The organism is Thermus brockianus (genome assembly GCF_021462505.1).
Taxonomy (GTDB): domain Bacteria; phylum Deinococcota; class Deinococci; order Deinococcales; family Thermaceae; genus Thermus; species Thermus hydrothermalis.
In genome coordinates this window covers 18386-44958 of record NZ_JAKEDV010000001.1, presented here as the reverse complement: position 1 = coordinate 44958, position 26573 = coordinate 18386, and the positions used below count along the sequence as shown (strand labels likewise).

General features: G+C 67.6%; 25 protein-coding genes and 1 pseudogene. 15 read left to right on the top strand and 11 right to left on the bottom strand.

Translation table 11 applies throughout. From position 1 onward, the window contains the following. Positions 1–13 precede the first annotated feature (13 nt). On the bottom strand, positions 14–667 hold the full coding sequence (nth, locus tag LXN00_RS00230; protein ID WP_234503024.1) for an endonuclease III: 654 nt from the start codon (positions 665–667) through the stop codon (positions 14–16). Between the two features lie 23 nt (positions 668–690). On the opposite strand from nth, the gene LXN00_RS00225 reads away from it, so the two are divergent. Further along, the gene (locus LXN00_RS00225; protein WP_234503022.1) at positions 691–1056 is read left to right on the top strand and encodes an ASCH domain-containing protein; all 366 of its coding nucleotides are present in this window, start codon (positions 691–693) and stop codon (positions 1054–1056) included. Here LXN00_RS00225 and LXN00_RS00220 read toward each other — a convergent pair. Together LXN00_RS00220 and proS are read right to left on the bottom strand one after the other, a co-directional pair. Beyond that, positions 1022–2758 (bottom strand): GNAT family N-acetyltransferase, encoded by a 1737-nt coding sequence (locus LXN00_RS00220; protein ID WP_234503019.1) that lies wholly within the window; start codon positions 2756–2758, stop codon positions 1022–1024. The genes LXN00_RS00225 and LXN00_RS00220 overlap by 35 nt on opposite strands. A 1-nt stretch (position 2759) precedes the next feature. After that, the gene (gene proS, locus LXN00_RS00215) at positions 2760–4193 is read right to left on the bottom strand and encodes a proline--tRNA ligase (protein ID WP_234503016.1); all 1434 of its coding nucleotides are present in this window, start codon (positions 4191–4193) and stop codon (positions 2760–2762) included. A gap of 32 nt (positions 4194–4225) precedes the next feature. Between proS and LXN00_RS00210 the strand changes: the two are divergent. Continuing rightward, positions 4226–5382 (top strand): annotated as a pseudogene (locus LXN00_RS00210) (phosphoglycerate mutase). 9 nt (positions 5383–5391) lie between these two features. Further along, on the top strand, positions 5392–5940 hold the full coding sequence (locus LXN00_RS00205) for a Uma2 family endonuclease (protein ID WP_234503013.1): 549 nt from the start codon (positions 5392–5394) through the stop codon (positions 5938–5940). Here LXN00_RS00205 and LXN00_RS00200 read toward each other — a convergent pair. From LXN00_RS00200 to aroA, 6 genes are read right to left on the bottom strand one after another with little or no spacing between them, the layout of a single operon-like run. Next, a complete protein-coding gene (locus LXN00_RS00200) occupies positions 5918–6895 on the bottom strand; it encodes a DHH family phosphoesterase (protein ID WP_234504103.1) in 978 nt (325 codons plus the stop codon). The two genes, LXN00_RS00205 and LXN00_RS00200, sit on opposite strands and share 23 nt — an antisense overlap. A gap of 10 nt (positions 6896–6905) precedes the next feature. Next, positions 6906–7610 carry a bifunctional dihydropteridine reductase/dihydrofolate reductase TmpR gene (gene tmpR / locus LXN00_RS00195; RefSeq protein WP_234503004.1) on the bottom strand — a complete coding sequence of 235 codons (705 nt, stop codon included), beginning with the start codon at positions 7608–7610 and terminating at the stop codon, positions 6906–6908. Then, positions 7601–8017: an NUDIX domain-containing protein gene (locus LXN00_RS00190; protein ID WP_234503001.1), complete on the bottom strand. Its 417-nt coding sequence runs from the start codon at positions 8015–8017 to the stop codon at positions 7601–7603. Before LXN00_RS00190 ends, tmpR begins: the two co-directional genes overlap by 10 nt. Continuing rightward, positions 7972–8754 carry a CDP-alcohol phosphatidyltransferase family protein gene (locus LXN00_RS00185; RefSeq protein WP_234502998.1) on the bottom strand — a complete coding sequence of 261 codons (783 nt, stop codon included), beginning with the start codon at positions 8752–8754 and terminating at the stop codon, positions 7972–7974. The genes LXN00_RS00190 and LXN00_RS00185 overlap by 46 nt, the downstream gene beginning before the upstream one ends. A 2-nt stretch (positions 8755–8756) precedes the next feature. Further along, complete coding sequence (cmk, locus tag LXN00_RS00180; protein WP_234502996.1) at positions 8757–9380, bottom strand: (d)CMP kinase; 624 nt, start codon at positions 9378–9380, stop codon at positions 8757–8759. After that, a complete protein-coding gene (aroA, locus tag LXN00_RS00175) occupies positions 9365–10654 on the bottom strand; it encodes a 3-phosphoshikimate 1-carboxyvinyltransferase (protein WP_234502993.1) in 1290 nt (429 codons plus the stop codon). Before aroA ends, cmk begins: the two co-directional genes overlap by 16 nt. A gap of 80 nt (positions 10655–10734) precedes the next feature. On the opposite strand from aroA, the gene LXN00_RS00170 reads away from it, so the two are divergent. Continuing rightward, positions 10735–13341, top strand: a complete 2607-nt coding sequence (locus LXN00_RS00170) for a BTAD domain-containing putative transcriptional regulator (protein WP_234502992.1) — start codon at positions 10735–10737, stop codon at positions 13339–13341. On the opposite strand, the gene LXN00_RS00165 is transcribed toward LXN00_RS00170, so the two are convergent. After that, positions 13322–14083, bottom strand: coding sequence for a class I mannose-6-phosphate isomerase (locus tag LXN00_RS00165; RefSeq protein WP_234502990.1), 762 nt, complete (start codon positions 14081–14083; stop codon positions 13322–13324). The genes LXN00_RS00170 and LXN00_RS00165 overlap by 20 nt on opposite strands. Positions 14084–14102: 19 nt before the next feature. Between LXN00_RS00165 and LXN00_RS00160 the strand changes: the two genes are divergently transcribed. The 4 genes from LXN00_RS00160 (at position 14103) to LXN00_RS00145 (ending at position 16713) form a co-directional block, all read left to right on the top strand. Further along, on the top strand, positions 14103–14975 hold the full coding sequence (locus LXN00_RS00160) for an SIS domain-containing protein (RefSeq protein ID WP_234502987.1): 873 nt from the start codon (positions 14103–14105) through the stop codon (positions 14973–14975). Further along, positions 14975–15655: an endonuclease V gene (locus tag LXN00_RS00155; RefSeq protein WP_234502985.1), complete on the top strand. Its 681-nt coding sequence runs from the start codon at positions 14975–14977 to the stop codon at positions 15653–15655. The genes LXN00_RS00160 and LXN00_RS00155 overlap by 1 nt, the downstream gene beginning before the upstream one ends. A gap of 6 nt (positions 15656–15661) precedes the next feature. Beyond that, positions 15662–16297 (top strand): lysophospholipid acyltransferase family protein, encoded by a 636-nt coding sequence (locus tag LXN00_RS00150; RefSeq protein ID WP_234502983.1) that lies wholly within the window; start codon positions 15662–15664, stop codon positions 16295–16297. Positions 16298–16419: 122 nt separating this feature from the next. After that, entirely contained in the window at positions 16420–16713 is a 294-nt protein-coding gene (locus LXN00_RS00145; RefSeq protein ID WP_039456547.1) for an HU family DNA-binding protein, read from the top strand. 44 nt (positions 16714–16757) lie between these two features. Here LXN00_RS00145 and ftsH read toward each other — a convergent pair whose 3' ends face one another. Beyond that, entirely contained in the window at positions 16758–18635 is a 1878-nt protein-coding gene (ftsH, locus tag LXN00_RS00140) for an ATP-dependent zinc metalloprotease FtsH (protein ID WP_234502982.1), read from the bottom strand. Positions 18636–18759: 124 nt separating this feature from the next. On the opposite strand from ftsH, the gene dnaK reads away from it, so the two are divergent. The 7 genes from dnaK (at position 18760) to LXN00_RS00105 (ending at position 26568) form a co-directional block, all read left to right on the top strand. After that, the gene (gene dnaK / locus LXN00_RS00135; protein WP_234502980.1) at positions 18760–20607 is read left to right on the top strand and encodes a molecular chaperone DnaK; all 1848 of its coding nucleotides are present in this window, start codon (positions 18760–18762) and stop codon (positions 20605–20607) included. Positions 20608–20664: 57 nt separating this feature from the next. Beyond that, the gene (gprE, locus tag LXN00_RS00130) at positions 20665–21198 is read left to right on the top strand and encodes a nucleotide exchange factor GrpE (RefSeq protein WP_234502977.1); all 534 of its coding nucleotides are present in this window, start codon (positions 20665–20667) and stop codon (positions 21196–21198) included. 3 nt (positions 21199–21201) lie between these two features. Next, complete coding sequence (locus LXN00_RS00125; RefSeq protein ID WP_234502975.1) at positions 21202–22029, top strand: DnaJ C-terminal domain-containing protein; 828 nt, start codon at positions 21202–21204, stop codon at positions 22027–22029. Next, the gene (locus LXN00_RS00120; RefSeq protein ID WP_234502973.1) at positions 22016–22252 is read left to right on the top strand and encodes a chaperone modulator CbpM; all 237 of its coding nucleotides are present in this window, start codon (positions 22016–22018) and stop codon (positions 22250–22252) included. The genes LXN00_RS00125 and LXN00_RS00120 overlap by 14 nt, the downstream gene beginning before the upstream one ends. 168 nt (positions 22253–22420) lie before the next feature. Beyond that, positions 22421–24985 carry an ATP-dependent chaperone ClpB gene (clpB, locus tag LXN00_RS00115; RefSeq protein ID WP_234502971.1) on the top strand — a complete coding sequence of 855 codons (2565 nt, stop codon included), beginning with the start codon at positions 22421–22423 and terminating at the stop codon, positions 24983–24985. Positions 24986–24997: 12 nt separating this feature from the next. Continuing rightward, positions 24998–25387 carry a ferritin family protein gene (locus tag LXN00_RS00110; RefSeq protein ID WP_234502970.1) on the top strand — a complete coding sequence of 130 codons (390 nt, stop codon included), beginning with the start codon at positions 24998–25000 and terminating at the stop codon, positions 25385–25387. Further along, positions 25384–26568: a VLRF1 family aeRF1-type release factor gene (locus tag LXN00_RS00105; RefSeq protein ID WP_234502968.1), complete on the top strand. Its 1185-nt coding sequence runs from the start codon at positions 25384–25386 to the stop codon at positions 26566–26568. The genes LXN00_RS00110 and LXN00_RS00105 overlap by 4 nt, the downstream gene beginning before the upstream one ends. Positions 26569–26573 lie beyond the last annotated feature (5 nt).

The following is a 26573-nucleotide window of genomic DNA, read 5'->3' as shown; positions in this document are numbered from 1 at the left end:
ATACCTCCTTGGCCTAAGCCTCCCGGCTTGGGCAAAAGGGGGCGAGGACGCAGGCGCCGCAACGGGGCTTCCTCGCCGTGCACACGTAGCGGCCGTGGAGGACCAAGGCGTGGTGGACGAAAACCCAGTCCTCCCTGGGGAAAAGCCTTTCCAGGTCAGCCCCGATCCTCTCCGGGCGCTTGGCTTCCGTGAGGCAAAGCCTCCGGCTTAGCCGCGCCACGTGGGTGTCCACGGCGATGCCGGGGATGCCGAAGGCCGCCCCCAGGACCACCGTGGCCGTCTTCCAGCCCACCCCGGGAAGCCGCATGAGGGCCTCCTTGTCCTTAGGCACCTCGCCCCCATACTCCGCCACAAGCCGCTTCGCCAAGGCCACCAGGTTCTTGGCCTTGGTCTTGTAAAGCCCGATGCGCCTGATATAGGGCTCCACCTCCTCCGGGGTGGCCTCCGCCAGGGCCCGGGCGTCGGGGAAGCGGGCGAAGAGGGCCGGGGTGGCCTCGTTCACGCTTTTGTCCGTGGCCTGGGCGGAAAGGACCGTGGCCACGAGGAGTTGGAAGGGGCTATTATGCCGAAGCTCCGTGCGGGCACCGGGATAGGCCTCCTTGAGGGCCTTCAGGATGGCGAGGGCCCTAGCCTTCTTCTCCTTTTCGCCTTCCCTCGGACAACCCACGCCCCCTACTCTACAATGGGGCCGTGGAAAGGCCCAAAATCGGGCTCATCGTGCGCGAGCCCTACGCCAGCCTCATCGTGGACGGCAAGAAGACCTGGGAGATCCGCAAGCGCTACGCCCGCCACCGAGGTCCCTTGGGCATCGTCACGGGAGGGAGGCTCATTGGCCAGGCGGACCTGGTGGGGGTGGAAGGCCCTTTCAGCGTGGAAGAGCTCCTGCCCCACTTCGCCAAGCACCAAGCGGAGGAGGCCTTCCTCCGGGCCTACGCCGAAGATGCCCCCCTCTACGCCTGGGTCTTGGAGAACGCCTTCCGCTACGAGAAGCCCCTCTGGGTTCCCCGGCGCAAGGGCCGGGTCATGTTCGTGGACCTGTCCGAGGTACCGTGGTGAGCCCCCCGTAGCCCACGAAGACCAGAAGGTCGGGGTCCAAGGCAGCGATGACCTCGGGGCGGTGGGTAGCGGCCACCAAGGTGATCCCCGCTTCCCGGCACAACTTCCCTAGGCCCAGGGCCACCCGCCGGGCGGTGGGCACGTCCAGGTGGGCGGCGAACTCGTCTATGAGGACAAGGTCGGGCCTCTCAGCCAAGAGGAGGGCCAGGCGGAAGCGCTCCCTCTGCCCCGTGGAAAGCTCCTTGGGCCTTGCCCGGTAGAGCACGGCGTCGGAAAGCCCCACGCGGTTCAGGACCTCAATGGCCGCCCCCACGTCCCCGAGCTTCCGGTAGACCGCCTCGAGGACCGCCCCCTCCCCCAGCGCCACCTCCCGCTCCCCCGGGATGTACGCCACGCGCCTGCCCGGGGGAAGGACCACCCGGCCCAGGTCCGGGGGCTCGCCCAGGAGGAGGCGGAGCAGGGTGGTCTTCCCCGCCCCGCTCGCCCCCGCCAGGACCACCAGGCTTCCCGGGGGGATTTCCAAATCCGCACCCCTTAGCACCGCCCGCTCCACCACCCGGGCCCTTACCCCGAAGGCGGCCAAGGCCTCCTGCACCTCCGGAGGGAGGCCCTCCAGGTCTAAGTGGCTCCGGTAGGCCTTGTGGACCCCTTGGAGCCTTATGGGCCCCTTTAGCCCCGCCACCCGCCCAAACCGGGGCCGGAAGAGCCGCCCCCCGTGGGCCCGGGCGTAGGGGTCCTCCCGGAGGAAGCACTCCAAGTAGGCCTTCGCCTCCTCGGTTAGGGGATAGAAGAGCACGGGCCGCCCCGAGGCGGTTTCAAAGAGGTAGCGGAAGCCCACCTTTTCAAAGAAGGGGTGGTAGCGGGCCATCTGGGCGATGGTGTAGACGAGGTGCTTCTCCCGCCTCCCCTCGGGGGCACCCCGCTCCTTGGCCCACGCCAAGGCCATCTCCACGAGAAGCTTCCCAAAGCCCTCCGAGCGGTAGTCGGGGTGGACCACCACCCGGGCGATGCGGGCGGCGGCGGTATTGACCCGGTCTAAAGCCTCCTCCCAGTCGCCTCCCCCCTCGTAGGTGGGGTGGAACCAGTCCTTGGGAAAAATCCTTTCCCGGATGTCCCGCTCCACCCCTTCGGGGGTCTTGCGGTGCATGCGGGGGATGGGCGGGTCTAGGCGCAGGTAGCCGAGGATTTTGGGCTCAAAGGGGAGGCGCTCCAAGAGTTCCAGCACCAGAAAGCGGCTTGCCGGGGTGGAGCCCCGAATCTCCTTAAGCCGCGCCTCTCCCCCGCAGTCGCAAACGGGCTTGGTGTTGGCCAGAAGGGTTTTCTGGCACCGGGTGCAGACCCAAAGGGCCACCACCTCCTTCTCCGAGGCGTAGTGGAACTGCTCCAGCTCGGCGATGGCCTCAAAGTCCCCCTCGTACGTGGCCTCCCGCACCCTAAGGCGGTAGCGGTAGGCCTCCCCGCCCAAGGGGCTTTCCCGCACGTGCACGAGTTCCCGGCTAAAGGGGGGCCAGATGGGGAAGGCCCCCTCCAGGGCGTACTCGTCAAAGCCCAGGAGGGGCTTCTTGAACTCCGTGCTTAGGCGCACCCGGTCCCCCGGGCGAAGCCACTTGGCGGCGTCCCCCGACATGCGGAGGACGGTGCCCCCTTCCAGGAGCACCTCCCCGTACCAGCGCCAGTAGACCCTGCGCCCCAGGACCCGCACGTCAGTAGGCCTTGGCGAAGACCACCCGCTTGCCGTAGGCCGCAGGCTTCCCGCACCGCACGCAGACCCCCTCCTCCGGCTCCCCCTCAAAGGGCACGCAGCGGGTGGTGGCGGTGGTTTCCTCCTGGATGAGCCGCTCGCAGGCCTTGTCCCCGCAGTGGAAGGCCAGGGCGAACCCCTCCTGCACCGCCTCCTTGAAGGCCTCGTAGGTGTCCACCCTGCGGGTGTGGGCCTCGCGGAAGGCCAGGGCCCTTTGGTAGAGGGCCTCGTGGAACTCGTCCAGTTTTTGGGGCAAGAGGGCGGGCAAGGCCTCCAGGGAAACCCTCTCCTTCCCTCCCAGGCGGCTTGCCAGCACCGCCTCGCCCGCCTCGAGGTCCTTGGGGCCGAGCTCCACCCGGTAAGGCACCCCCTTGAGCTCCCACTCGTGGAACTTGTACCCCGGGGTGTACTGGTCCCGGTCGTCCAGGTGGACCCGCACCCCCGCCTTCAAGAGGCGGCGCCTGAGGTCATGGGCCGCCTCCAGGACCTTTTCCCGGCTCTCCTCCCGGTAGATGGGAACAATGACCGCCTGGATGGGGGCCAGGCGGGGAGGAAGGACGAGGCCCTGGTCGTCCCCGTGGGTCATGATGATGGCCCCGATGAAGCGCCAGGAAAGCCCCCAGCTGGTGGTGTGCACGTACTTCACCTGGAGGTCCTTGTCCTGGAACTTGATGTCAAAGGCCCGGGCGAAGTTCTCCCCCAGGTAGTGGCTCGTGCCCGACTGCAGGGCCTTCCCGTCCCGCATCATGGCCTCAATGGTGGTGGTGTAGACCGCCCCGGCGAACTTTTCCTTCTCCGTCTTCCTCCCTTCCACCACGGGGATGGCGGCGTACTCCCGGGCGAGCTTGGCGTAGATGCCGAGCATCCTTCGCACCTCCTCCTCCGCCTCCTCCCGGGTGGCGTGGGCGGTGTGGCCCTCCTGCCACAAGAACTCGCTGGTGCGCAGGAAAGGCCTGGTGCGAAGCTCCCAACGCACCACGTTCCCCCACTGGTTTAGGAGCTGGGGCAGGTCCCGGTAGCTCTTGATCCACTTGGACCACATGTACCCGATGACCGTTTCCGAGGTGGGCCGCACCGCCAAAGGCTCCTCCAGCTCCTCCCCCCCGGCATGGGTCACCACGGCAAGCTCGGGGGAAAACCCCTCCACGTGCTCCGCCTCCTTCCTGAGGAAGCTCATGGGGATGAAGAGGGGGAAGTAGGCGTTTTGGTGGCCCGTCTCCTTGAACATGCGGTCCAGGACCTGTTGGATATTCTCCCAAATGGCGTAGCCGTAGGGGCGGACCACGATGGTGCCCCTCACCGGCCCGTAGTCGGCGAGCTCCGCTTTCTGGATGACCTCGAGGTACCACTCGCTGAAGTCTTGGCTCTGAGGGGTTAGGCCCTTCTCCTTCGCCATACCCGCCCATCATACCCCAGTAAAATGGCCCCATGGACCTTATCCCCGTTCTCAAGGAGCTTCACCAACCCGGCGGCAAGATCCTCCTCGTGGTCCTGGACGGCGTGGGGGGGCTTCCCCTGGAGCTGGGAGGCCCCACGGAGCTGGAGGCAGCCCAAACCCCCAACCTGGACCGGCTAGCCCAGGAAAGCGCCCTGGGCCTTCTCACCCCCGTCCACCCGGGCCTCGCCCCGGGCTCGGGCCCCGGGCACCTGGCCCTTTTCGGCTACGACCCCTTCCGCTACCTGGTAGGCCGGGGGGCCCTGAGCGCCTTGGGCCTGGGGGCGGACTTCCGGGAAGGGGACATCGCCCTAAGGGGCAACTTCGCCACCTTGGACGCCGAGGGGAAGGTGGTGGACCGCCGGGCGGGCAGGCCCTCCACGGAGGAAAACCAAAGGGTCATCGCCAAGCTAAAGGAGGCCATCCCCCGGATAGAGGACGTGGAGGTCCACTTCTACACGGAAAGCGAGCACCGCTTCTTGGTGATCCTACGGGGCGAGGGCCTGGGGGATGGCGTGACGGACACCGACCCGCAGAAGGCGGGCCTTCCCCCCTTGGAGGCCAAGCCCCTGGACGAGGCCTCCCAGAAGACCGCCCACGTCCTCAACCTCCTCTNCCCCCCAAGGGCCCCCGCTTCCCCGGCTTCCAGGAGGTGTATGGTCTAAAGGCCGCCGCCATCGCCAGCTACCCCATGTACAAGGGCCTCGCCGCCCTGGTGGGCATGGAGGTCCTCCCCGTGGAGGGGGAAGGGGACGCCCACGAGGGGAAAATCAAGGCCCTGCGGGAGAACTGGGAGCGGTACGAGTTCTTCTACCTCCACTTCAAGAAGACGGACGCCAAAGGGGAGGACGGGGACTTCTATGGCAAGGTGCGGGAGATTGAGCGCTTTGACGCCCTCCTGCCCGAGCTCCTCGCCCTAAAGCCCGAGGTCCTCGCCCTCACCGGGGACCACTCCACCCCCGCCCTCCTCAAGGCCCACTCCTGGCACCCCGTGCCCCTCCTCCTCAAGGCCCCCTACCTGCGGCGGGACGAGGCGAGGCGCTTCACGGAGGCCGAGGCCCTGAAGGGAAGCCTCGGCCACCTAAGGGGGGTGGAGCTCATGCCCCTCCTCCTGGCCCACGCCGGGCGGCTATTGAAGTATGGGGCCTAAAATGGAAGGGTGATCCGGCACCGTTTGAGCCTCGAGGAGTTCCAAGCCCTTCTGGAAAAGGCTCCGGAAGGGGTGCGGTTGGAGCTTCTGGACGGCGAGGTGTACGAGATGGCCCCCATTGGTAGCGAACACGCCGGCTTGGTCACTTACCTAGCCAAACGCCTAGAGCTTTACTACGGGGACCGGGCGCTGGTTTACGTGCAAAACCCTCTCCTTCTCTCCCCCACCTCCTTGCCCCAACCCGACCTGGCCCTCCTCCGTCCCCGGGAAGACTTCTACCGAACCCGTCTCCCCCAGCCCGAGGACGTCCTATTGTTGGTGGAGGTAAGCCCCTCCACCCGGGAACTGGACGAAGGGGTGAAGCTCCCCCTTTACGCCCAGGCCGGCATCCCCGAGGTCTGGCTGGTGGGAACGGATACCCTGGAGGTCCACCGGGAGCCCAAGGGCAGCCGCTACCGCCTCCGCCTCCTCCTGGAGCTGGGGGAAGCGGTGGCGCCCCTCCTCCTGGGCGACCCACCCTTCCCCTTTGATCCTCCTAGAGGTACCCCGCCCGCCTAAGCTCCTCCTGGACTGCCTCCAAAACGAGCTCGTAGGCCCGGTCCAGGTCTACCCCCTTAAGCGTGGCCCCGGCGGCGGGCACGTGCCCGCCGCCCCCAAGCTTCAGGGCGATGTTCTGGGCGGAAACCCCGCCCCGGGAACGGATGGACACCTTCACCCCCTCCTCCCGCTTGCGCAGGAAGACGGAGACCACGCTCCCCTCCACGTAGCGGATGAGGCCCACGAAGTCGTCGGAGTCCTCCTCCTCCCGCTTCGCCTCCTCGGGGAGGTGGGCGGTGACGAGGAGCCCCCCGAAGTGGAAGGCCACGGTGGAGAGCACCTGGCCCATGAGGCGGAAGTAGGAGGGGGGGCGGAACTGGAGGCGGTCCGTGAGCTCGGCGAGCTTCACCCCGTAGCCCACGAGCTCCGCCGCCACCCGGAGCACCTCGGGGGTGGTGTTGGCGAAGCGGAAGTTGCCGGTGTCCGTGAGGATGCCGGTGAGCACGGGGGTGGCGATCTCCGCCGTCCAGGCCACTCCCAGGAGGTCAATGAGGTCCTTGACCATCTGGGCCGTGGCCGCCTTGGAGGGGTCCACCACGTGGAGGTGGCCGAAGCGGGGGTTGGTGCCGTGGTGGTCAATGTTGATGACGAAGCCCTCCACCGGCACCCCCACCACCCTCGAGGGCTCGGCGCTGTCCAAGGCCACCAAAGTGGCCCCGGGAGGAAGCTTCTCCACGGGGTCGGAGTACTCCTCCTCCTTGGGGAGGAAGCGGAGGAAGCGGGGGGGCTCGGCCACCCAGCGGGCGTCCTTACCCAAGGCCTTGAGGGCCCGGTAAAGCCCCAAGGAGCTACCGATGGCGTCCCCATCGGGGTCCACGTGGGTGGCGATGTAGATGGGGCCCTCCACCGCTTTCAGGACCTCGGCCACAAGCCGCATCTTCTCCCAGTACTTGGGGTCAGGAGCGTTCCCGTCCACGAAGCCCATCCTACAGGTTCCACCCCCCCGCCACCTCGAGGACCTGCCCCGTGAGGTAGGGCTCCCGGACGAAGAAGAGCACCGCCCGGGCCACCTCCTCTAGGAGGGCGAGCCGCCCCATGGGGATCTCCTGGAGGGGCTTGGAAACGGAGTTCTCCGCCACCCCGGGGGCCACCACGTTGGCGGTGATCCCCGCCTGGGCGAAGCGCTTGGCGATGGCCTTGGTGTAAAGAACCACCCCCATCTTGGCGATGGCGTAGGGGGTGATGTGGGGCCGGGCGATGGGGTTGGTGGCCCCGGCGTAGCCCAAGTTCACGATGCGCCCGTAGCCTTGGGCCACCATGAGGGGGAGGACCCTTTGGGTGAGGAGGAAGGTGGCGGTGAGGTTGGTGTCCATGATCCAGCGCCACTCCTCGAGGCCCACCTCCTCAATGGGCTTGTAGAGGTAGTCCCCCACGTTGTTCACCAAGACCCCAATCCCCCCCAGGTGGTAGCGCACCTCCTCCACCAGGCCCGCCACCTCCTCCTCCCGGGTGAGGTCCGCCCGCACCTTGATGGCCTTTACCCCCAGGGCCTCCGCCTCCTTCCGGGTGGCCTCCGCCAGGCCCTCGGAGGTGCGGTAGTGCACGGCCACGTTGAACCCTTCCTTGGCCAAGGCCAGGAGGATGGCCCGGCCAATCCCCTTGGCGCTTCCCGTGACCAGGGCTACCCGCATGGCCCCTCCAGGTACCTTTCCAAAAGCCTCCGGGTGAAGGTGTTGAGGGGGTAGGCGAGGGCCGCCTCCGGGGGAAGCCAGGCCCACTCCAGGATCTCCTCGCCCGGCCGCACCTCCCCTTCCCCCTGGGCGACATAGTTGAAAAGGAGCATGTGGGTGGGCTTATGGAACTCCGGGCTAAAGAGGGCCTCCTGCACCAGGAGGAACCGGACCTCCTGGAGCGCTAACCCCACCTCCTCCCGTATCTCCCGCCTCAAGGCATCCTCCAGGCGCTCGCCCCACTCCACCTTTCCCCCCGGCACCCCCCATAGCCCCCGCCACTTGGCGGTGCGCACCAAGAGCACCTTGTCCCCTTGCGCCACTAAGGCCCCCACCGTGGGGATGGGATACTGCGGACGATCCTCCATACGTACCCAAGGCCAAGATACAGGGCCTGGAGGAGGACAAAGGTGAGGTACGCCCCAGGCTGGTGGAAGGCGAGGAAAACCCCGAGGAAGAGGAGCTGCGTGGTAAGCCCCAGGTTCACCACCCCCGCCAAAGCCCCCTCGTCCCAAAAACGCACGGGGTCCAGGCCCAAGCGCCTTTGCAGGGAAACCTCCAAGGCCCGGATGGCGCGGTCCTGGGGAAGGAAGAGGAGGGCGTAAACCCCCCGGAGAAGGCGGAGGAAGGGGGTTTCCGGGCCCTCCGGCTCAAGGGGAAGGGGAAGCCCCCGCGCCTCCCGGTAAAGCCTTTCCAGGTTGAAGTCAAAGGACTGGACCAGGGTGAAGACGAGGAAGGCGAGGACGGCTCGCTCCACCTCCCCCGTGCGCAGGGCCAGGGCGAGGAAGAGGGCGAGGTTGCCCAGGAAGTCCATCTCCGTGTCCAGGTAGCGGCCCAAGGCGCTCACCTCCCCCCTAAGCCGGGCAAGCTGCCCGTCGGCGTTGTCCAGAACGGTCTTGAGCTGGAGGAGAGAGGCGGCCCAAAGGTCCTCGCCCTGGTAAAGGAGCCAGGCGGCCAGGAGGACGAGGCCCGTGTGGAGGAGGACCAAATGGTGGGGGCGCACCGGGGTGGGGAGGAGGAGGCGGACCAGGAGGTGGGCCAGGGGGCGGAAGAGGAGGGCGTTTAAGAACTCCTGCACCGGCCTTTCCTTCGCCCCTGGCACCATGGCTAGTCCTTAAGGTGCTCCAGGACCCAGGCCACCACCTCGTCCAGGGTCATCCCGCTGGTGTCCAGGACCAAGGCGTCGGGAGCGGGGGCGCTTTGGGCCTTGTCCTTCTCGTCCCGCTCCAGGAGGTCCTTGAGCACCGCCTCGTAGGTTTCGGGCCGCTCCTTGGCCCGCCTTCTCGCCCTAACCTCGGGGCTTGCCGTGAGGTAGAACTTGTGGGGGGCCTCGGGGAAGACCTTTGTGCCCATGTCCCGCCCCTCGGCCACGAAGGGCGGGGGCACTTCCTTGAGCCTCGCGTTCACCCAGGCCCTCACCCCCGGGTGGCGGGCCACCTCCGAGACCACCCGGTCCACCTCGAGGGTGTGGAGGAAGGGCGTGAGGTCCTCCCCGTCCGCCAAGACCCGGTTTTCCCGCCCCGGCACGAGGCGCACCTCGTGGGCCCCAAGAAGCCGCAGAAGCCCCTCCTCGTCCCTGGGGTCCACCCCGGCCCTCAGGGCCAAAAGGGCCGCCCCCCGGTAGAGGAGGCCGCTAGAGAGGTAGGGCACCCCCAAAGCCTCCGCCACCCGCCTCGCCACGGAGCTCTTCCCGGAGGCGGAAGGCCCGTCTAGGGTCACGATCCCCCGCATAGCCCAAGGAGGTCCCGGAAGAAGCCGGGATAGGAGATTTCCGCCCACTCGGGCTCGTGGACCCGCACGCCCACGGGGAGGCCCGCCACGGCGAAGGCCATGGCGATGCGGTGGTCGTGGAAGGGCTCCACCTCTCCCCCTCGCACCCCACCCCCCCGGATGCGGAGCCAGTCCGGGCCCTCCTCCACCTCCACCCCCAAGGCCCGCAGGTTGTGGGCGATGGCGGCTACCCGGTCCGACTCCTTCACCCTGAGCTCGGAAAGGTTGGGGATAAAGGTCTCCCCCTCCGCCCAGGCGGCGGCGGCGGCCAGAACGGGCACCTCGTCCACCATGAGGGGAATGAGGCCAGGGTCCACGGAAACCCCCTTGAGGGGGCTATACCGGGCCCGGACGTAGCCCACGGGCTCCCCCGCCTCCCCCTCCAGGACCTGCCACTCCAGGTCGGCCCCCATGGAGGAAAGCACCTGCAAGAGCCCCGTGCGGGTGGGGTTTAGGCCCACCCCCTCCACCACCACCTCCGAGCCCGGGACGATGAGGGCCGCCACCAGGAAGAAGGCGGCGGAGGAGAAATCCCCCGGCACCAGGAGGTCCTTGGCGGGAAAGGGGGAGGCCTTCTCGGTCTGGACCCGGTTCCCCTCCACCCTCAGGGGCAGGCCGAAATGGCGGAAGAGCCTTTCCGTGTGGTCCCGGGTGGGGACCGGCTCCTCCACCTCCGTGACCCCCTCGGCGAAGAGGCCGGCGAGGAGGAGGGCGCTCTTTACCTGGGCGCTGGGGACGGGAAGGGCGTAGCGGATGCCCCGCAAGGGACCGCCCCGCACCGCCAGAGGGGCCCTTCTCCCCCCCTCCCGCCCGTCCACCTGGGCCCCCATGGCCCGCAAAGGCTCCACCACCCGGCCCATGGGGCGGCGGCGGAGGGAACTATCCCCGGTTAGGACGGCAAAGACCCCCTCCTGCCCCGCCAGGATGCCCAGGAGGAGGCGCATGAGGGTCCCGGCGTTCCCGCAGTCCAAGACGTCCTCGGGCTCCTTGAGGCGAAGGCCCCGGCCCCGCACGCGGAAGTGCGGGCCTTCCTCCACGATCTCCGCCCCCAAGGCCTTCAGGACCCGGGCGGTGGAGAGGGTATCCCCGGCCTTCAAGGGGTAAAAAAGCCTTCCCTCTCCCTCCGCCAGGGCGAGGAGCATGAGGCCCCGGTGGGTCACGGACTTGTCCCCGGGCACCCTCAAGGCCCCCCGCAAGGGGCCACAGGGCCTAAGGTCCAGGTGGGCGCGGTCCATGCCCCCTAGTCTTGGGCGGGAGGGGGCCTTCGGTCAAGGCTTGGAAGAAAGGGGGGGCTTTTCTAGAATGGGGGACAAGCATGGCCCTGGCCTGGCAAAGCCCGGTGTACCTGGAAAGGGCCCGCCTTTTGGACCTGCTCCCCGAGGAGGTGGGCTTCGCCGTTCTCCTGCAGGCCCCGGCGGGCTTCGGCAAAAGCGTCTTGGCCGGGCAACTTTCCGCACGGCTTGGGATGCGCACCCTTTGGGGAAGCGCCCTCTTAGGGGAACCCCGGGCCCTCTTGGCGAGGGGCCTGGGCCTACCCGAAGAGGCCCCTTGGGGGGTCATCCTGGAGGCCTTAAGGGCCGAGCCTACCTTGGTGGTCCTCGAGGACCTCACCGGGGAGGAGGCCCTCTCCCCCCTCCTCCGCACCCTCCCCTGCCTCCTGGTCCTGGCGAGCCGCAAGCCCCTCCCCTACCCCGAGCTCCCCAAGCTCCTGGCCGAGGGCAGGCTTCTGCGCCTGGGGCCCGAGGACCTCGCCTTCACCCTCGAGGAGGCCAAGGCCCTCTTTGGGGGCCGGGGGCCCTGGGAGGAGGCCCACCGGGCCACGGGGGGGTGGCCCCTGCCCCTCTTCCTCTCCGCCCTCACGGGGAAGCCCCCGGAGGCGGAGGCCCTCCTCCAGGGCCTAAGGGAAAGCCTGAGCGAAGGGGAGTTCCGCGAAGGGCTTCTCCTGGCCGCCCTCCCCTTCCTCCCCCAAGCCCACGCCACCCCCGAAACGGAAAGCCTTTTCCAAAAAGGGCTTCTGCGGCTTACCCCAGAGGGGTTCCGCCTCCACGACCTCATGCGGGAGATGGCCCTGCGAAGCCTCCTCCCCGAGGTACAGAAGGCGGTGCGGGAGGCAGAGGGAAGGCTTCCCCCAGAGCTTTTGGCCGAGGCCTACTTCGCCTCGGGCCTCACGGAAGACCTCCTCGCCCTTATGGAAAAGCCCATCCCCATCAACCTCCCGGCGGAGCGCCTCGTCGCCTGGGAGGGGCTTTTGCGCAAGGGGGGAAAGCGGGCGAGGCTACGCCTGGGGGAAGCCCTCCTCCAGTGCGGCAAGAAGGAGGGGTTCCCCCTTTTGGAAGCGCTTGTGGAGGCGGAAGACCCCAGGCTCGCCCTAATCGCCATGGGCCACCTCGCCTACTACCTGGCCGAGCCCATGCTGGGAAAGGACCTCCCCCGGGCGCGGGCCTATCTGGAGAGGGGCCTCGCCCTTTTGGAAAGGGTGCCCGGGGAGCTTGCGGGGCGCTTCCTCAACGACGTGGCCCGCGTGCCCTACGAGGAGGGGAAGCCCGAGGAGGCCATGGGGCTCCTGGAGGAGGCCCTAAGGCGCCTGCCCCCCGAAAGCCCCTACCGCATCGCCCCCCTCACCAACCTGGCCTTCCTCCGCTTTGAGCTCCAAGGGGACTTCCTGGGGCGCATGGCCGCCCTGGAGGAGGCCCTGAAGAAGGCCCACCCCGCCAACCGCCCCGGCCAACTGCGGGACCTGGGGCGGCTTTACCTCCTCCTCGGGGAACGGGAGAGGGCCAAGGCCTACTTCCGCCAGGCGGCGGAGGCCCCCGGGAACCCCTTGGCCGCCCTCGAGGCCCAGATGCTCCTCGCCCACCTGGAAGGGGATGCGGAAACCCTGGCCCGCCTGGTAGCCCAGGCGGAGCTATGGGAAAACCCCTACCTGGTGGCCCGGGGAAGGGCCCTGTGGGCGGAGGTCCAGGGGGACCCGGGCCTGGTGGAGGGCCTGGAGGGCTTCCTCCCCCGCCTCACCCTGGCCCTCCTGAAGGGGGATGCCCGCCTCCTCCCCCCCTATCCCGAGGAACGGGAGGAGCGGCTTTACTGGCACGCCGCCCGCTATCGCCTTTTGGGGAAGGAGGAGGACCTCCAAGCCCTCCTCGCCCTCACCCAAGCGGGAGGGCGCCTCCTTCCCGGGCTCATCCCCCTAGAACGCCTTCCCCGGAACCAGCCCGAACTCGCCCGGGCCTACCCCTTGGAGGAGGTCCTGCGCTCGGGGTGGAAGGAGGCCCTCCTCCTCCGCCACGCCGAGATCCCCCCGTTACGGGTGGAGGTCCTGGGAAGGTTCCGCATAGAAGGCCCCTTGGGGCCGGTGGAGCTCAAGGGGAAGGCCAAGGAGGTCTTCGCCCTCCTCCTCCTAGGGCTTCCCCGGGAGGAGGTGGCCTTCGCCCTCTGGCCCGACCTGCCCGAGGAGGCCGCCCTCAACAACCTGTACGTGTGGCTTGCCCGGCTTCGCAAAACCCTGGAGCCCTGGGGGGTGGCCACCTACCTCCAGGAGGAGGGCCTCGTTCGGGTGGAGGCGGACCTCTTCGCCCTGGAAAGGGCTTTGGCGGAGGAAAGGGCCGAGGAGGCGCTCAGGCTCTACCGCGAACCCCTCTTCCCCGGCCTGGACCACCCCCTCTTGGACCGGAAGCGGGAGGAGGTCTATCACCGGGTACGGGCCCTGTTCCTGCAAAAGGGCGAACCCCCCTACCTGGAGCGCCTCCTGGAGCTAGACCCCCTGGACGAGGAGGCCCTCCTTCCCTTGGTGGAAGCCTGCCTCCAAAGGGGGCAGAGGGCCCGGGCCCTAAGGTTTTTGGAGAGCTACCGCAAGCGGCTATGGGAGGAGCTTGGGGAAAGGCCTTCGCCCCGCCTACAAGCCCTCCTTAGCCGCCTCTTGGGCTAGCCCCAAGGAGAAGCCCCTCCCCCTCCCAACCGGCCTCCTCCCCCGCCTCGAGGAGGAGGGTGGCGGGAGGCTTCAGGACCTCACCCCCAAGCCTCGCCTCCCCTTCAAGCAGGGTAAGGACGAGGGGGGCCTCCGCCCGCAAGGAAAGCCGCCCCGCCAAGGGATAGCGGAAGAGGTCAAAAAAGGGGGTGGCGAGGAGCCTTTCCCCTCCCTCCACGGGTTCAGGCCGTACCTCGGGAAGCGGCACGGGCTCCAGGAGGGCCACGGCCAGGGCCTTTTCCAGGTGCAACTCCCGGGGGCGGCCGTAATCGTAAAGCCGGTAGGTGAGGTCCGAGGGGGTCTGGACCTCGTAGACCCGCACCCCGGGCCCCAAGGCATGGACCAGGCCGGCGGGGAGGTAGACCACCTGCCCCGGCCGCACCTGTACCCGGTTCAGGACCTCGTCCAGGGTGCCCTCCTTGGCCCTCGCCGCCACCTCCGCAGGGGCCACGGGACGGCGGAAGCCGTAGACGATCTCCCCCGGGGCGAGCACGTACCAGGCCTCGTACTTGCCCGGCTTCCCCTCCACCGCCAGGGCGTAGGCGTGGGGCGGGTGCACCTGGACGGAGAGCCAGGCCTCGGGGTCCAAGAGCTTCACCAAAAGGGGCGCCTCGCAAAGCCACACCTCCCCGATCCCAGGGCCGAAGCCCAAGGCGCTTCCCCCCCAGATGCGGGCCACGGGTTTGGGCGGGCAGGGCCGCATGGGGGTTAGCATAAGGGGTATGCGCGACCTGGACCGGGAGGAAACCTATCTGGTGGACCGACAAGGGCTAGCCCTGGAGCTTAGGGACCTGGTGGGCTCCGGGCCCGTGCCCCAGGAGGCCTACCCCGCCCCCTTCGCCGCCCTCGCCTACGGGGAAGGCCACTTCGCTGCCAAGGCCTTGGGCCTGCCCGACTGGACGGAAACGGGCACCCTCTTCCTCTTGGAAGGCGGCTACGACCTCGGGGAGGCCTCGGCCATGGGCCTTTTGGCGGAGTCGGGGCGGGTTAGGGTGGTGCGGGTGGGCTTCCGCCCGGGCGTGGACGTCTACCTGCCCCCAAGCCCCTTGAGCCCCTACCGCTACCTGCGCTTCCTCCTCCTCGCCATGGGGGAGGAAAAGGCCCTTAAGGAGGTGGACGAGGCCCTCCTCCTGGAAAGGCGCCGCCTCACCCCCGAGGTGCCCCTGGAGGAAAACCCCGCCAAGTTCCTGGCCTACACCCTCTTGGAGAGGCTTCCCCTCTTCTATTGCCCCTTTTTCCGCCCCCTGGAGGAGGCGGCGCAAAGCCTCCTCGCCCGCATCGGGAAAAGCCTCTCCCTAACCCCGCCCTTTAGCGCCCTGGAGTTCTTCCTCACGGGCCTCGAGGCCCGCCACGAGCAGGGAGACCCCTTAGCGGCGGTCCTCTTGGGCGGAGGGGAGGCCTCGGCCCTGGCCAAGGAGATCCTGGAAACCCGGGTGGACGCCATCGCCGAGGTACCCCTCCCCGAAGGAAGCCGCCTGGCCCAGGCCATGGCCCTCTGGTACCGCCTGGCTTGGACCGCCTACTACCTCGCCCTCCTTTACGGCACCGACCCCTCGGACCAGGAGGTCCTGGAAAGGCTCCGGGAGATCACCTGATGGAGGTGCCCCCCTTTCCCAGGCCGGAGAGCCTCGAGGCGGCCATCGCCCTGCAAAAGGCCCTCGCGAAGCGCGTGGTCCTTTCCGGAAGCCTGGAGGGCACGAAGCTCCTCGCCGCCTTGGACGCCTCCCACAAGCGGGGGAGGCCCCTGGTGGCCGTGGCGCTCCTTTACCATTTGGAAAAAGGCCCCCTTTTCGTGGGTAAGGGCCTGGTACCGGAAGAGGCGCTCTTCCCCTACGTGCCCGGCCTCCTTTCCTTCCGCGAGGCCCCCGCCTACCTGGAGGCCCTAAAATCCCTCCCCGAGGCCCCCGAGGTCCTCCTGGTGGACGGCCAGGGCATCGCCCATCCCCGGGGCCTGGGCATCGCCAGCCACCTGGGGGTCCACCTGGACCTCCCCAGCGTGGGGGTGGCCAAAAGCCTCCTCTTTGGCCGCCTGGAAAAACCCCTCCCTCAGGAGGCGGGAAGCGCCGTGCGCCTCCTCGCCCCCGATGGCCGCCCCATAGGCTACGCCTACCGGAGCCGCACTGGGGTAAAGCCCCTTTACATCTCCCCAGGCCACCGCGTGGGCCTGGAAGAGGCCTTGGCCTTCGTGCGCCGCCTACCCACCCGTTTCCGCCTACCCGAACCCTTGCGGCTCGCCCACCTGGAGGCGGGCCGGGCCCTGGCCGCCTTAGACTAGAGCCCTGTGGAAGCCTCCAAGCCCAACCCCGTCTACCGGGCCGCTTGGTATGTGGGCCGCTTCCTCCTCCACGCCCTCTTCGGCTACCGGGCGGAGGGCGCAGAGAACGTGCCCCAGGAAGGCCCCGTGATCCTGGCCGCCAACCACCTCTCCATCCTGGACCCCATCGCCATCGGGGCCGGGGTGCGGCGGCCCGTGAGCTTTCTGGCCCGGGCCGACGTCTTCCAGCTTCCCGTGCTCGCTTGGCTTCTCCCCCGGCTCTACGCCATCCCCGTGGAACGGGGGCAGAGCGACCTCTCCGCCATCAAGAGCGCCCTCCGGGCCTTGGAAAGGGGCATGGCCTTCGGCATCTTCCCCGAGGGCACCCGAAGCCGCACGGGCAAGCTCCAGCCCTTCAAGACCGGGGTAGCGGCCATCGCCCTAAGGACGGGGAGCCCCGTGGTGCCCGTGGCGGTCATCGGCACCGATAAAGCCTGGCCCGTGGGCCGCAAGCTCTTCCGCCTGCGCCGCCCCATCCGGGTGGTTTACGGCAACCCCATTCCCGTTCCAAGGGCCGAGAGGATTTCCCGCCAGGAGCTAGAAACCCTCACCCGGGAGATAGAGGCTAGGGTACGGGAACTTCTCCCCCCCGAGTACCGCTAGAGCCAATGCTTTCGTTATCACACATTGCTATATATGGCGATAGAAATAGGTCAGGCTATTGCACCAAAGCTTTGAGGCGTGATATAGTCCCTGCGGAAGGGAAAAGAGGAAGGAGGTGAGGAATGGCAGCAAAGAAAACGGTGACCAAAGCGGATCTGGTGGACCAGGTGGCCTCGGCCACGGGCCTCAAGAAGAAGGACGTGAAGGCGGCGGTGGATGCCTTCTTGGCCAAGGTGGAAGAGGCGCTCTCCGCCGGCAACAAGGTGCAGCTCACCGGCTTCGGCACCTTTGAGGTGCGCAAGCGGAAGGCCCGCACCGGCGTGAAGCCCGGCACCAAGGAGAAGATCAAGATCCCCGCCACCCAGTACCCCGCCTTCAAGCCGGGCAAGGCCCTCAAGGAGAAGGTCAAGAAGTAAGTATTCCCTTCCCCCAGGGGGCTTTAGCCCCCTGGGTTTATCCTTTACGCTCCGCCCAGGGCCCCGCCCGGCTTGATCTTGGGCACCACCCTGGGCGCTTCCCTTTCCTCCCGTTCCTGGGGCTTTTCCTCCTCCAGGGGCAGGCCCTCCACCACCTTTTGGAACTCCTCGGCGGTGAGGGTTTCCCGCTCCAAGAGGGTTTCCGCCACCCGTTCCAAGACCTCCCGCTTTTCCTCTAGAAGGCGCTTCACCCGGGCGTACTGCTCCTCAATGAGGCGGCGCACCGCCTCGTCAATGCGCTTGGCGGTCTCCTCGGAGTACTGGCGGACGTCGTACCCCCCGAGGTAGGTATCCTCCCGCACGGCGTAGGCCACGGGGCCGAACTCGGGGTGCATGCCCCACTCCGTGATCATGCGCCGGGCCAACTCCGTGGCCTGGCGGAAGTCGTTCTCCGCCCCCGTGGTCACGTCCTCAAAGACGAGCTCCTCCGCCGCCCGCCCGGCCAGGGCCACGGCGATCTGGTCCAGAAGCCGCTTCCTGGACCAATGGAGCATGTCCTCCCGCCGGGGCATCATGAAGCCCAAGGCCCGCCCCCGGGGAACGATGGTCACCTTGTGCACCCCGTCGGCGTGCTCCAGGAAGTGGGCGGCCAGGGCGTGCCCCGCCTCGTGGTAGGCGGTGATCTGCCGGTCACGGGGCGTGAGGACCAGGCTCTTCTTGGCGGGGCCCATCATCACCCGGTCCGCCGCCTCCTCGAGGTCTTTCATGGTGATCTTCTTCCGCCCCTCCCGGGCGGCGAGGAGGGCCGCCTCGTTCAGGAGGTTCTCCAAGTCCGCCCCCACAAAGCCGGGGGTGCGCTTGGCCAGGAGGGCCAGGTCCACGTCCTCCGCCAAGGGCTTACCCCGGGCGTGGATGCGCAGGATCTGTTCCCGCCCCCGCACGTCCGGAGCGTCTATGGCCACCTGCCGGTCAAAGCGGCCGGGGCGGAGAAGGGCGGGGTCCAGGACGTCCGGGCGGTTGGTGGCCGCCATGACGATGATGGTGGAGTCCTTCTCAAAGCCGTCCATCTCCACCAAGAGTTGGTTTAGGGTCTGCTCCCGCTCGTCGTTCCCCCCGCCCACCCCGGCGCCCCGCCGCCGGCCCACGGCGTCTATCTCGTCAATGAAGACGATGCAGGGGGCGTGGCGCTTAGCCGTTTCAAAGAGGTCCCGCACCCGGGCCGCCCCCACCCCCACGAACATCTCCACGAAGTCGGACCCCGAGGCGGTGATGAAGGGTACCTTGGCCTCCCCCGCCACCGCCCGGGCGATGTGGGTCTTCCCCACCCCGGGCGGCCCCACCAGGAGGACCCCTTTGGGGATGCGGGCCCCCATCTCGTGGAAGCGGCTCGGGTTTTTCAGGAACTCCACGATCTCCCTAAGCTCCTCCTTGGCCTCCTCCGCCCCAGCCACGTCCTTGAAGGTCACCTTGGGGGCCTCGGTGAGCACCTTGGCCCGGCTTTTGGTGAAGCTAAAGGCGGAATCGGAAGGCCCCGCCCTGCCCGTGCGGGAGAAGTAGAAAAGCGCCCCGATGAGTAGGCCCACCAGCAACAAGGGCCAGAGGAAGCCCAAGGGGCTTTGCCCCTGGGGAGGCTCCACCCGCACGCTCACCCCCCGCTTCATCCAGGCCTCCAAGGTGTCGTTGTCGGGGGGGCTTGCGGCGTAGGTGGTGAAGGTGGACCCGTCCACCAGGGTCCCCTGGATGCGGGTGTCCCCGGCGCGCACCACCACCTCCTTGACCCGGCCCGCCTGCAGGTCCTCGAGGAAGGTGGTGTAGTTCACCGCCCCGCCGGCGCTGCCCATGGTGCCCGCCAAGCTAAACGCCCAGGCCAGGAGGAGCAAGCCCAGGACGAAAACCAGGAAATTCAAAGGAAGCCGGGACATGTCTTCTCCTAGGGTACACGCAAGGCCCGGCTTCAGGGTAGCCCGCGGCACTATGACAAAACCTTGCTCAACTCTCTTGACTGAAAAGAATGGAGGCCTTATGCTTGAGGTTGAGAGGTGAGCTATGGCAAAGGCAGTGGGCATTGACCTCGGCACCACCAACAGCGTCATCGCCGTGATGGAAGGCGGCAAGCCCGTGGTGCTGGAAAACGCCGAAGGCGAGCGGGTGACCCCCAGCGTGGTGGCCTTCCGGGACGGGGAAACCCTGGTGGGCCGCATGGCCAAGCGCCAAGCGGTCCTGAACCCCGAGGGGACGATCTTTGAGATCAAGCGCTTCATCGGCCGCCGCTGGGAGGAGGTGCAGGAGGAGGCCAAGCGGGTCCCCTACAAGGTGGTCCCGGGGCCCGATGGCGGCGTGCGGGTGGAGGTGAAGGGCAAGCTCTACACCCCCGAGGAGATCAGCGCCATGATCCTCCGCAAGCTGGTGGAGGACGCCTCCAAGAAGCTTGGGGAGAGGATCACCAAAGCGGTGATCACCGTACCCGCCTACTTCAACAACGCCCAGCGGGAGGCCACGGCCAACGCCGGGCGCATCGCCGGGCTCGAGGTCCTGCGCATCATCAACGAGCCCACCGCCGCCGCCCTGGCCTACGGCCTGGACAAGAAGGGGAACGAAACCGTCCTCGTCTTTGACCTGGGGGGCGGCACCTTTGACGTCACCATCCTGGAGATCGGCGAGGGCGTGTTTGAGGTGAAGGCCACCTCCGGGGACACCCACCTGGGCGGGAGCGACATGGACCACGCCATCGTCAACTGGGTGGCGGAGGAGTTCAAGAAGGAGTACGGGGTGGACCTGCGGGCGGACCGCCAGGCCCTGCAACGCCTCATTGAGGCGGCGGAGAAGGCCAAGATTGAGCTCTCCAGCATGACGGAAACCACCATCAGCCTCCCCTTCATCGCCCTGGACCCCGCCAGCAAGACCCCCCTGCACCTGGAGAAGAAGCTCACCCGGGCCAAGTTTGAGGAGCTCATTGAGCCCCTCCTGAAGCGCCTCCGGGGCCCCGTGGAGCAGGCCTTGAAGGACGCCGGCCTCTCCCCGAACCAGATTGACGAGGTGATCCTGGTGGGCGGGGCCACCCGGGTGCCCGCGGTGCAAAGGGTGGTGAAGGAGCTCTTGGGCAAGGAGCCCAACCGCTCCGTGAACCCCGACGAGGTGGTGGCCATGGGGGCCGCCATCCAGGCGGGCGTGCTCATGGGCGAGGTGCGGGACGTGGTCCTCCTGGACGTCACCCCCCTGTCCTTGGGCGTGGAAACCAAGGGCGGGGTGATGACCGTCCTCATCCCCCGGAACACCACCATCCCCACCCGCAAGTGCGAGATCTTCACCACGGCGGAGCACAACCAGACCGCCGTGGAGATCCACGTCCTCCAGGGCGAGCGCCCCATGGCCGCCGACAACAAGAGCCTAGGCCGCTTCCGCCTCGAGGGCATCCCCCCCATGCCCGCCGGGGTGCCGCAGATTGAGGTCTGCTTTGACATTGACGCCAACGGCATCCTCCACGTCACGGCCCGGGAGAAGTCCACGGGCAAGGAAGCCTCCATCACCATCCAGAACACCACCACCCTCTCCGAAGAGGAGATCCAGCGCATCATTGAGGAGGCTAAGCGCCACGCCGAGGAGGACCGGCGGCGCAAGGAGCACGCCGAGCTCAAGAACACCCTGGACTCCGCCCGCGTCCAAGCAGAAAGGGTCCTCTCCGAGAAGCAGGGTACCCCCGAGGCCAAGGCCCGCCTCGAGGCGGCCATCCAAAAGGCCAAGGAACTGGTGGAGCGGGACGCCCCCGACCCCGAGCTCAAGGCGGCCACGGAGGAGCTCTTGAAGGCGGTGGAGGCCTACGAGAAGGGGGCCACGGCGGCAAGCGGCAAGGGCCCGGACGACGTGATTGACGCCGATTACAAGCCGGCGGAGTAGGGGTAAACCGCTAGGCCCCGCCCCCACGGGCGGGGCCCCCCACCCTCGGGAGGAAAGATGGAAGAGAGGAAAGAAAGCGCTCTAGAACAAGACCTCCAGGCGATGGAGAAGGAGGCGGAAGCTTTAGAAAGCCGCCTCCAAGCGGCGGAGGAAGAGCTTAAGCGCTTCAAGGACCAGTACCTCCGCCTCCTCGCCGACTTTGACAACTACCGCAAGCGCATGGAGGAAGAGCTTAGGCTTCGGGAACGGGAAGGGGTTTTGAAGGCGGTGCGGGCGCTCCTCCCCATCCTGGACGACCTGGAACGGGCCCTGGAGTTCGCCGAGGCCAGGCCAGAAAGCATCCTCCAAGGGGTGAAGGCCGTGCGGGAAGGCTTTTTCCGCATCCTGGCCGGGCTTGGGGTGGAGGAGGTGCCTGGGGAAGGCGAGCGCTTTGACCCCCGGTACCACGAGGCCATCGGCCTCCTGCCCGGGGAGCCCGGCAAGGTGGCCCGGGTCTTCCAGCGGGGCTTCCGCCTGGGGGAGGCCCTGGTGCGCCCGGCCCGGGTGGCGGTGGGCGAGGAGAAAAGCCCGGAGGCAGAGGGCGTGGAGTAAGCCATGAAGGACTACTACGCCATTTTGGGCGTCCCGAGAAACGCCACGCAGGAGGAGATCAAGAGGGCCTACAAGCGCCTGGCCCGCCAGTACCACCCCGACGTCAACAAGAGCCCCGAGGCGGAGGAGAAGTTCAAGGAGATCAACGAGGCCTACGCCGTCCTCTCCGACCCGGAAAAGCGGAAGCTTTACGATACCTATGGCACCACCCAAGCCCCCCCACCCCCACCCCCCGGCGGATACGATTTCTCGGGCTTTGACGTGGAGGACTTCTCCGACTTCTTCCAAGAGCTCTTCGGCGGGGGGCTTTTCGGCCGTAGGGGACGCAGGCGGGGCCGGGACGTGCGGGCCGAGCTTCCCCTCACCCTGGAAGAGGCCTTCCACGGGGGGGAAAAGGTCTTGGAGGTGGGGGGGCGCCGGGTTTCCGTGCGCATCCCCCCCGGGGTGCAGGAGGGAAGCGTGATCCGCCTGCCGGGGATGGGCGGCCCTGGGGAGCCCCCGGGGGACCTCCTCCTCCACGTGCGCCTTCTCCCCCACCCCTACTTCCGCCTCGAGGGCCAAGACCTCTACGCCACCTTGGACGTGCCCGCCCCCATCGCCGTGGTGGGGGGCAAGGTGCGGGCAAAGACCTTGGAAGGCCCCGTGGAGGTCACCATCCCCCCAAGGACCCAGGCGGGGCGGAAGCTACGGCTAAGGGGCAAGGGCTTCCCCGGACCTTCAGGCCGGGGCGACCTCTACCTGGAGGTGCGCCTCACCATCCCCGAGCGCCTCACCCCCGAGGAAGAAGCCCTCTGGAAAAAGCTCGCGGAGGCGTACTATGCTCGTGCGTAGCGGGTGGATTTCCCTGGACGCCTTGGCGGAGTACGGCCTCACCCTAAGCGCCGTGCAGGCCTACGTGGAGATCGGCTTCGTGGAGCCTTTGGTGGTGGGGGATACCTGGTACTTCCGCCAAGAAGACCTCCAGCGCATGGCCAAGGCTGAGCGCATCCGTAAGGACCTCGGGGCCAACCTCATCGGGGCCGCCCTGGTGGTGGAGATCCTAGAGAGGCGGTAGGTCCGCTGGGACATCCTTACCCCCCTTTTCCTGCTAAACTCCAGACAAAGCGCTCCCTTCTCTCCGTATCCCCGACGCCGGCCCGATCGGGTTTGGGTTTTCGCTTCTCAATCTTCTTGACACAATTTATGTCAAGTGATATGCTTAGCTTAGCAGGAGGTAAGGGGCATGAACCTGGAACGCTGGACGCAAGCTGCCCGCGAAGCCCTGGCCCAGGCGCAGGTCCTGGCCCGGGAGATGAAGCACCAGGCCATTGACCTGCCCCATCTCTGGGTGGTTCTCCTCAAAGACCCCAAGGGCCTGGCTTGGCGCCTCCTGGAAAAGGCGGGGGCCGACCCCAAGGCCCTTAAGGAACTCCAGGAAAGGGAGCTCGCCCGGCTACCCAAGGTGGAAGGGGCGGAAGGGGGGCAGTACCTCACGAGCCGCCTCTCGGGCGCCTTCCACCGGGCCGAGGCCCTGATGGCGGAGCTCAAGGACCGCTTCGTGGCCCTGGACACCCTGGTCCTGGCCTTGAGCGAGGCCACCCCGGGGCTTCCCGGCCTAGAGCCCCTGAAAAAAGCCTTACAAGACCTAAGAGGAGGGAAGACCGTGCAGACGGAACACGCAGAAAGCACCTACAACGCTTTGGAGCAGTACGGCATTGACCTGACCCAGATGGCCGCCGAGGGGAAACTGGACCCCGTGATCGGCCGGGACGAGGAGATCCGGCGGGTCATCCAGATCCTCCTCCGGCGCACCAAGAACAACCCGGTCCTCATCGGCGAGCCCGGCGTGGGGAAGACCGCCATCGTGGAGGGGTTAGCCCAGCGCATCGTCAAGGGGGACGTGCCCGAAGGCCTCAAGGGCAAGCGCATCATCTCCTTGCAGATGGGCTCCCTCCTGGCCGGGGCCAAGTACCGGGGCGAGTTTGAGGAGCGCCTGAAGGCGGTGATCCAGGAGGTGGTGCAGTCCCAAGGGGAGATCATCCTCTTCATTGACGAGCTCCACACCGTGGTGGGGGCGGGCAAGGCGGAGGGCGCCGTGGACGCCGGGAACATGCTCAAACCCGCCTTGGCCCGGGGCGAACTCAGGCTCATCGGGGCCACCACCTTGGACGAGTACCGGGAGATTGAGAAGGACCCCGCCCTGGAGCGGCGCTTCCAGCCCGTATACGTGGACGAGCCCAGCGTGGAGGACACCATCTCCATCCTCCGGGGCATCAAGGAGAAGTACGAGGTGCACCACGGGGTGCGCATCTCCGACCCCGCCATCGTGGCGGCGGCCGTCCTCTCCCACCGCTACATCACGGAAAGGCGCCTCCCGGACAAGGCCATTGACCTCATTGACGAGGCGGCGGCGAGGCTCCGCATGGCTTTGGAAAGCGCCCCGGAGGAGATAGACACCCTGGAGCGGAAGAAGCTCCAGCTGGAGATTGAAAGGGAGGCCTTGAAAAAGGAGAAGGACCCCGACTCCCTGGAGCGCCTTAAGGCCATTGAGGCGGAGATCGCCGAGCTCACCAAGGAGATAGAAAAGCTCCGGGCGGAGTGGGAGGCGGAGCGGGAAATCCTGAAGAAGCTCCGCGAAGCGCAGCAACGCCTGGACGAGGTGCGGCGGCAGATAGAGCTTGCGGAAAGGCAGTACGACCTGAACCGGGCGGCGGAGCTCCGCTACGGGGAGTTGCCCCGCCTCGAGGCCGAGGTGGAGGCGCTTTCCGAGAAGCTAAGGGGCGCCAGGTTCGTCCGCCTGGAGGTCACGGAGGAGGACATCGCCGAGATCGTCTCCCGCTGGACCGGCATCCCCGTGGCCAAGCTCCTGGAGGGCGAGCGGGAAAAGCTTTTGCGGCTTGAAGAGGAGCTCCACAAGCGGGTGGTGGGCCAGGAGGAGGCCATACGGGCCGTGGCCGACGCCATCCGCCGCGCCCGGGCCGGGCTCAAGGACCCGAACCGCCCCATCGGGAGCTTCCTCTTCCTGGGCCCCACGGGGGTGGGCAAGACGGAGCTGGCCAAGACCCTGGCCGCCACCCTCTTTGACACCGAGGAGGCCATGGTGCGCATTGACATGACCGAGTACATGGAAAAGCACGCCGTCTCCCGCCTCATCGGGGCCCCGCCGGGCTACGTGGGCTACGAGGAGGGGGGCCAGCTCACCGAGGCGGTGCGGCGCAGGCCTTACACCGTCATCCTCTTTGACGAGATTGAGAAGGCCCACCCCGACGTCTTCAACATCCTCCTGCAAATCCTGGACGATGGCCGCCTCACGGACAGCCACGGGCGCACCGTGGATTTCCGCAACACGGTCATCATCCTCACCTCCAACCTGGGTAGCCCCCTCATCCTCGAGGGCATCCAGAAGGGCCTGCCCTACGAGAGGATCCGGGAGGAGGTCTTCGGGGTCTTGCAGAAGCACTTCCGCCCCGAGTTCCTGAACCGCTTGGACGAGATCGTGGTCTTCCGGCCCCTCTCGCAGGAGCAAATTCGGGCCATCGTGGAGATCCAGCTTGGGAACCTCCGGGCCCGGCTTGCGGAAAAGCGCATCACCCTGGAGCTCACCGAGGCGGCCAAGGACTTCCTGGCCCAAAGGGGCTACGACCCCGTCTTCGGCGCCCGGCCCCTGAAGCGCGTGATCCAACGGGAGCTGGAAACCCCCTTGGCCAAGAAGATCCTGGCCGGGGAGGTGAAGGAGGGGGACCGGGTGGTGGTGGACGCCACGCCCCAAGGCCTGGTGTTCCACACCGCCACCCGGGTAGAGGCCTAAAGGAGGGAGAAGATGGACGTGCTGGAGGTGTTGCGGCAGGCTTACCAGGACGAGCTCCTGGACGCCCTAAGGGCCGAGCGGGCGGCGGAAGGGGTGCCCTACCCCCACGTCCGGGCCCTCCTCCAGGAGGTGGCTTCCCGGGAGCGGGCCCACGCGGAGGCCCTGGCCGAGGCCCTGCGGAAGCGGGGGGCCTCCCTGCCCCCCGCCCCCAAGGCCGGGGAGGAGGGTTGGGAGGCCATGCTCCGCCTCCTCTCCGAGGAGGGGTTTGACCGGGCCTATTACCTGGAGAGCACCTTCCCCGACCCCGAGCTGGAAAGCCTTTTCACCCGCCTCGGCCAGGAGGAGCGGTTGAACCAGGAAGCGGTACGGAAAGCGGTGGCGCTTATCGGAGGTAACCTATGATCTCTAAGGAAGAAGTCAAACGGCTACGCGAGGCCATCGGCAAGGCGGAAGGTCCCGTGCTCTCCCTGTACCTGGACGTGAACCCGGCCAAGCCGGAAAACGCTTCCAGGGCCTACGCCCTGAGGGCCAAGGACGCCATGAAGGCCCTTAAGGTCCCCGAGGACCTGGCGGAGAAGGTGCTGGAGGTCCTTAAGAACCAGGTCCTCGAGGCCAAGACCGCCGTCTTCTTCGCCGGGGAAGACCTCTTTGAGGTCCTTCTCCTGCAGGTGGAACTCCCCTTGGTGAGCGCTCTGAAGACCCACTTCCTGGACGAAAAGGAAAGCCGCCTCCTTAGCGGCGGCGTCCTGGCCCACTACGGCCCTCCCTTCCTCCTCCCCCTGGTCTACGCCCTGGACGAGTACGAGCGCTACGGGGTGGTCTACGTGGACCAGGAGCGCTGGCGGGTCTTTGAGGTCTTCCTGGGGGAGATTGAGGAGGTCCAGGACGCCTTCTTGGCCCTGGACACCGAGGCCTGGCGCCGCCTCAGCCTGGACGCCCCTGGCCGCCGCTTCAACCTGGGGGGCATCGCCCGGGGCGGGGCGGGGCAAGACCTCTTCGCCAAGCGCCTCGAGGCCTGGGAAGAGCGGTTTTACAAGGCCTTGGCCCATGACCTGGAAAAGCTCGTGGAGGGCCGGGGCTTCACCCGCCTTGTCCTCATGGGCCCCGAGGAGCACACCAAGCTTTTCTTGGGCTACCTGCCCAAGCGCCTGAAGGAGAAGGTGGTGGCCCTCCTCCCCTCCCTCCCCCACCCCGGGGCCACCCCCGGCCAGGTGCTAAAGCGCCTGGAGCCGGAGCTTTCCGCCATTGAGCGGGCCAAGGAGGTGGAGCTTCTCAAGAGCCTGGAAGAGGCCTACCCCAAGGCGGTCTTCGGCCCTGAGGTGCTGGAGAGGGTGCAGGAAGGGCGGGTGGAGGTCTGGGTCCTGCCCTGGACCCTGGACCAGGGGGTTTACGCCTGCGATGGCCTCTACTTCGCCGAGGAAGCCAAGGTCCTGGCCTTCTGCGAGCGCCCCGAGGCCAAGCCCTTGGCCGTGGTGCTGCCCGAGCTCGCCGCAGGCTACGCCACCAAGCTGGAGTTCGTGCGCGGCGAGGCGGAAAAAAGGCTTCTTGAGCGCGGGGGGATGGCCGCGCTCTTGAGGTGGTAAGGAGG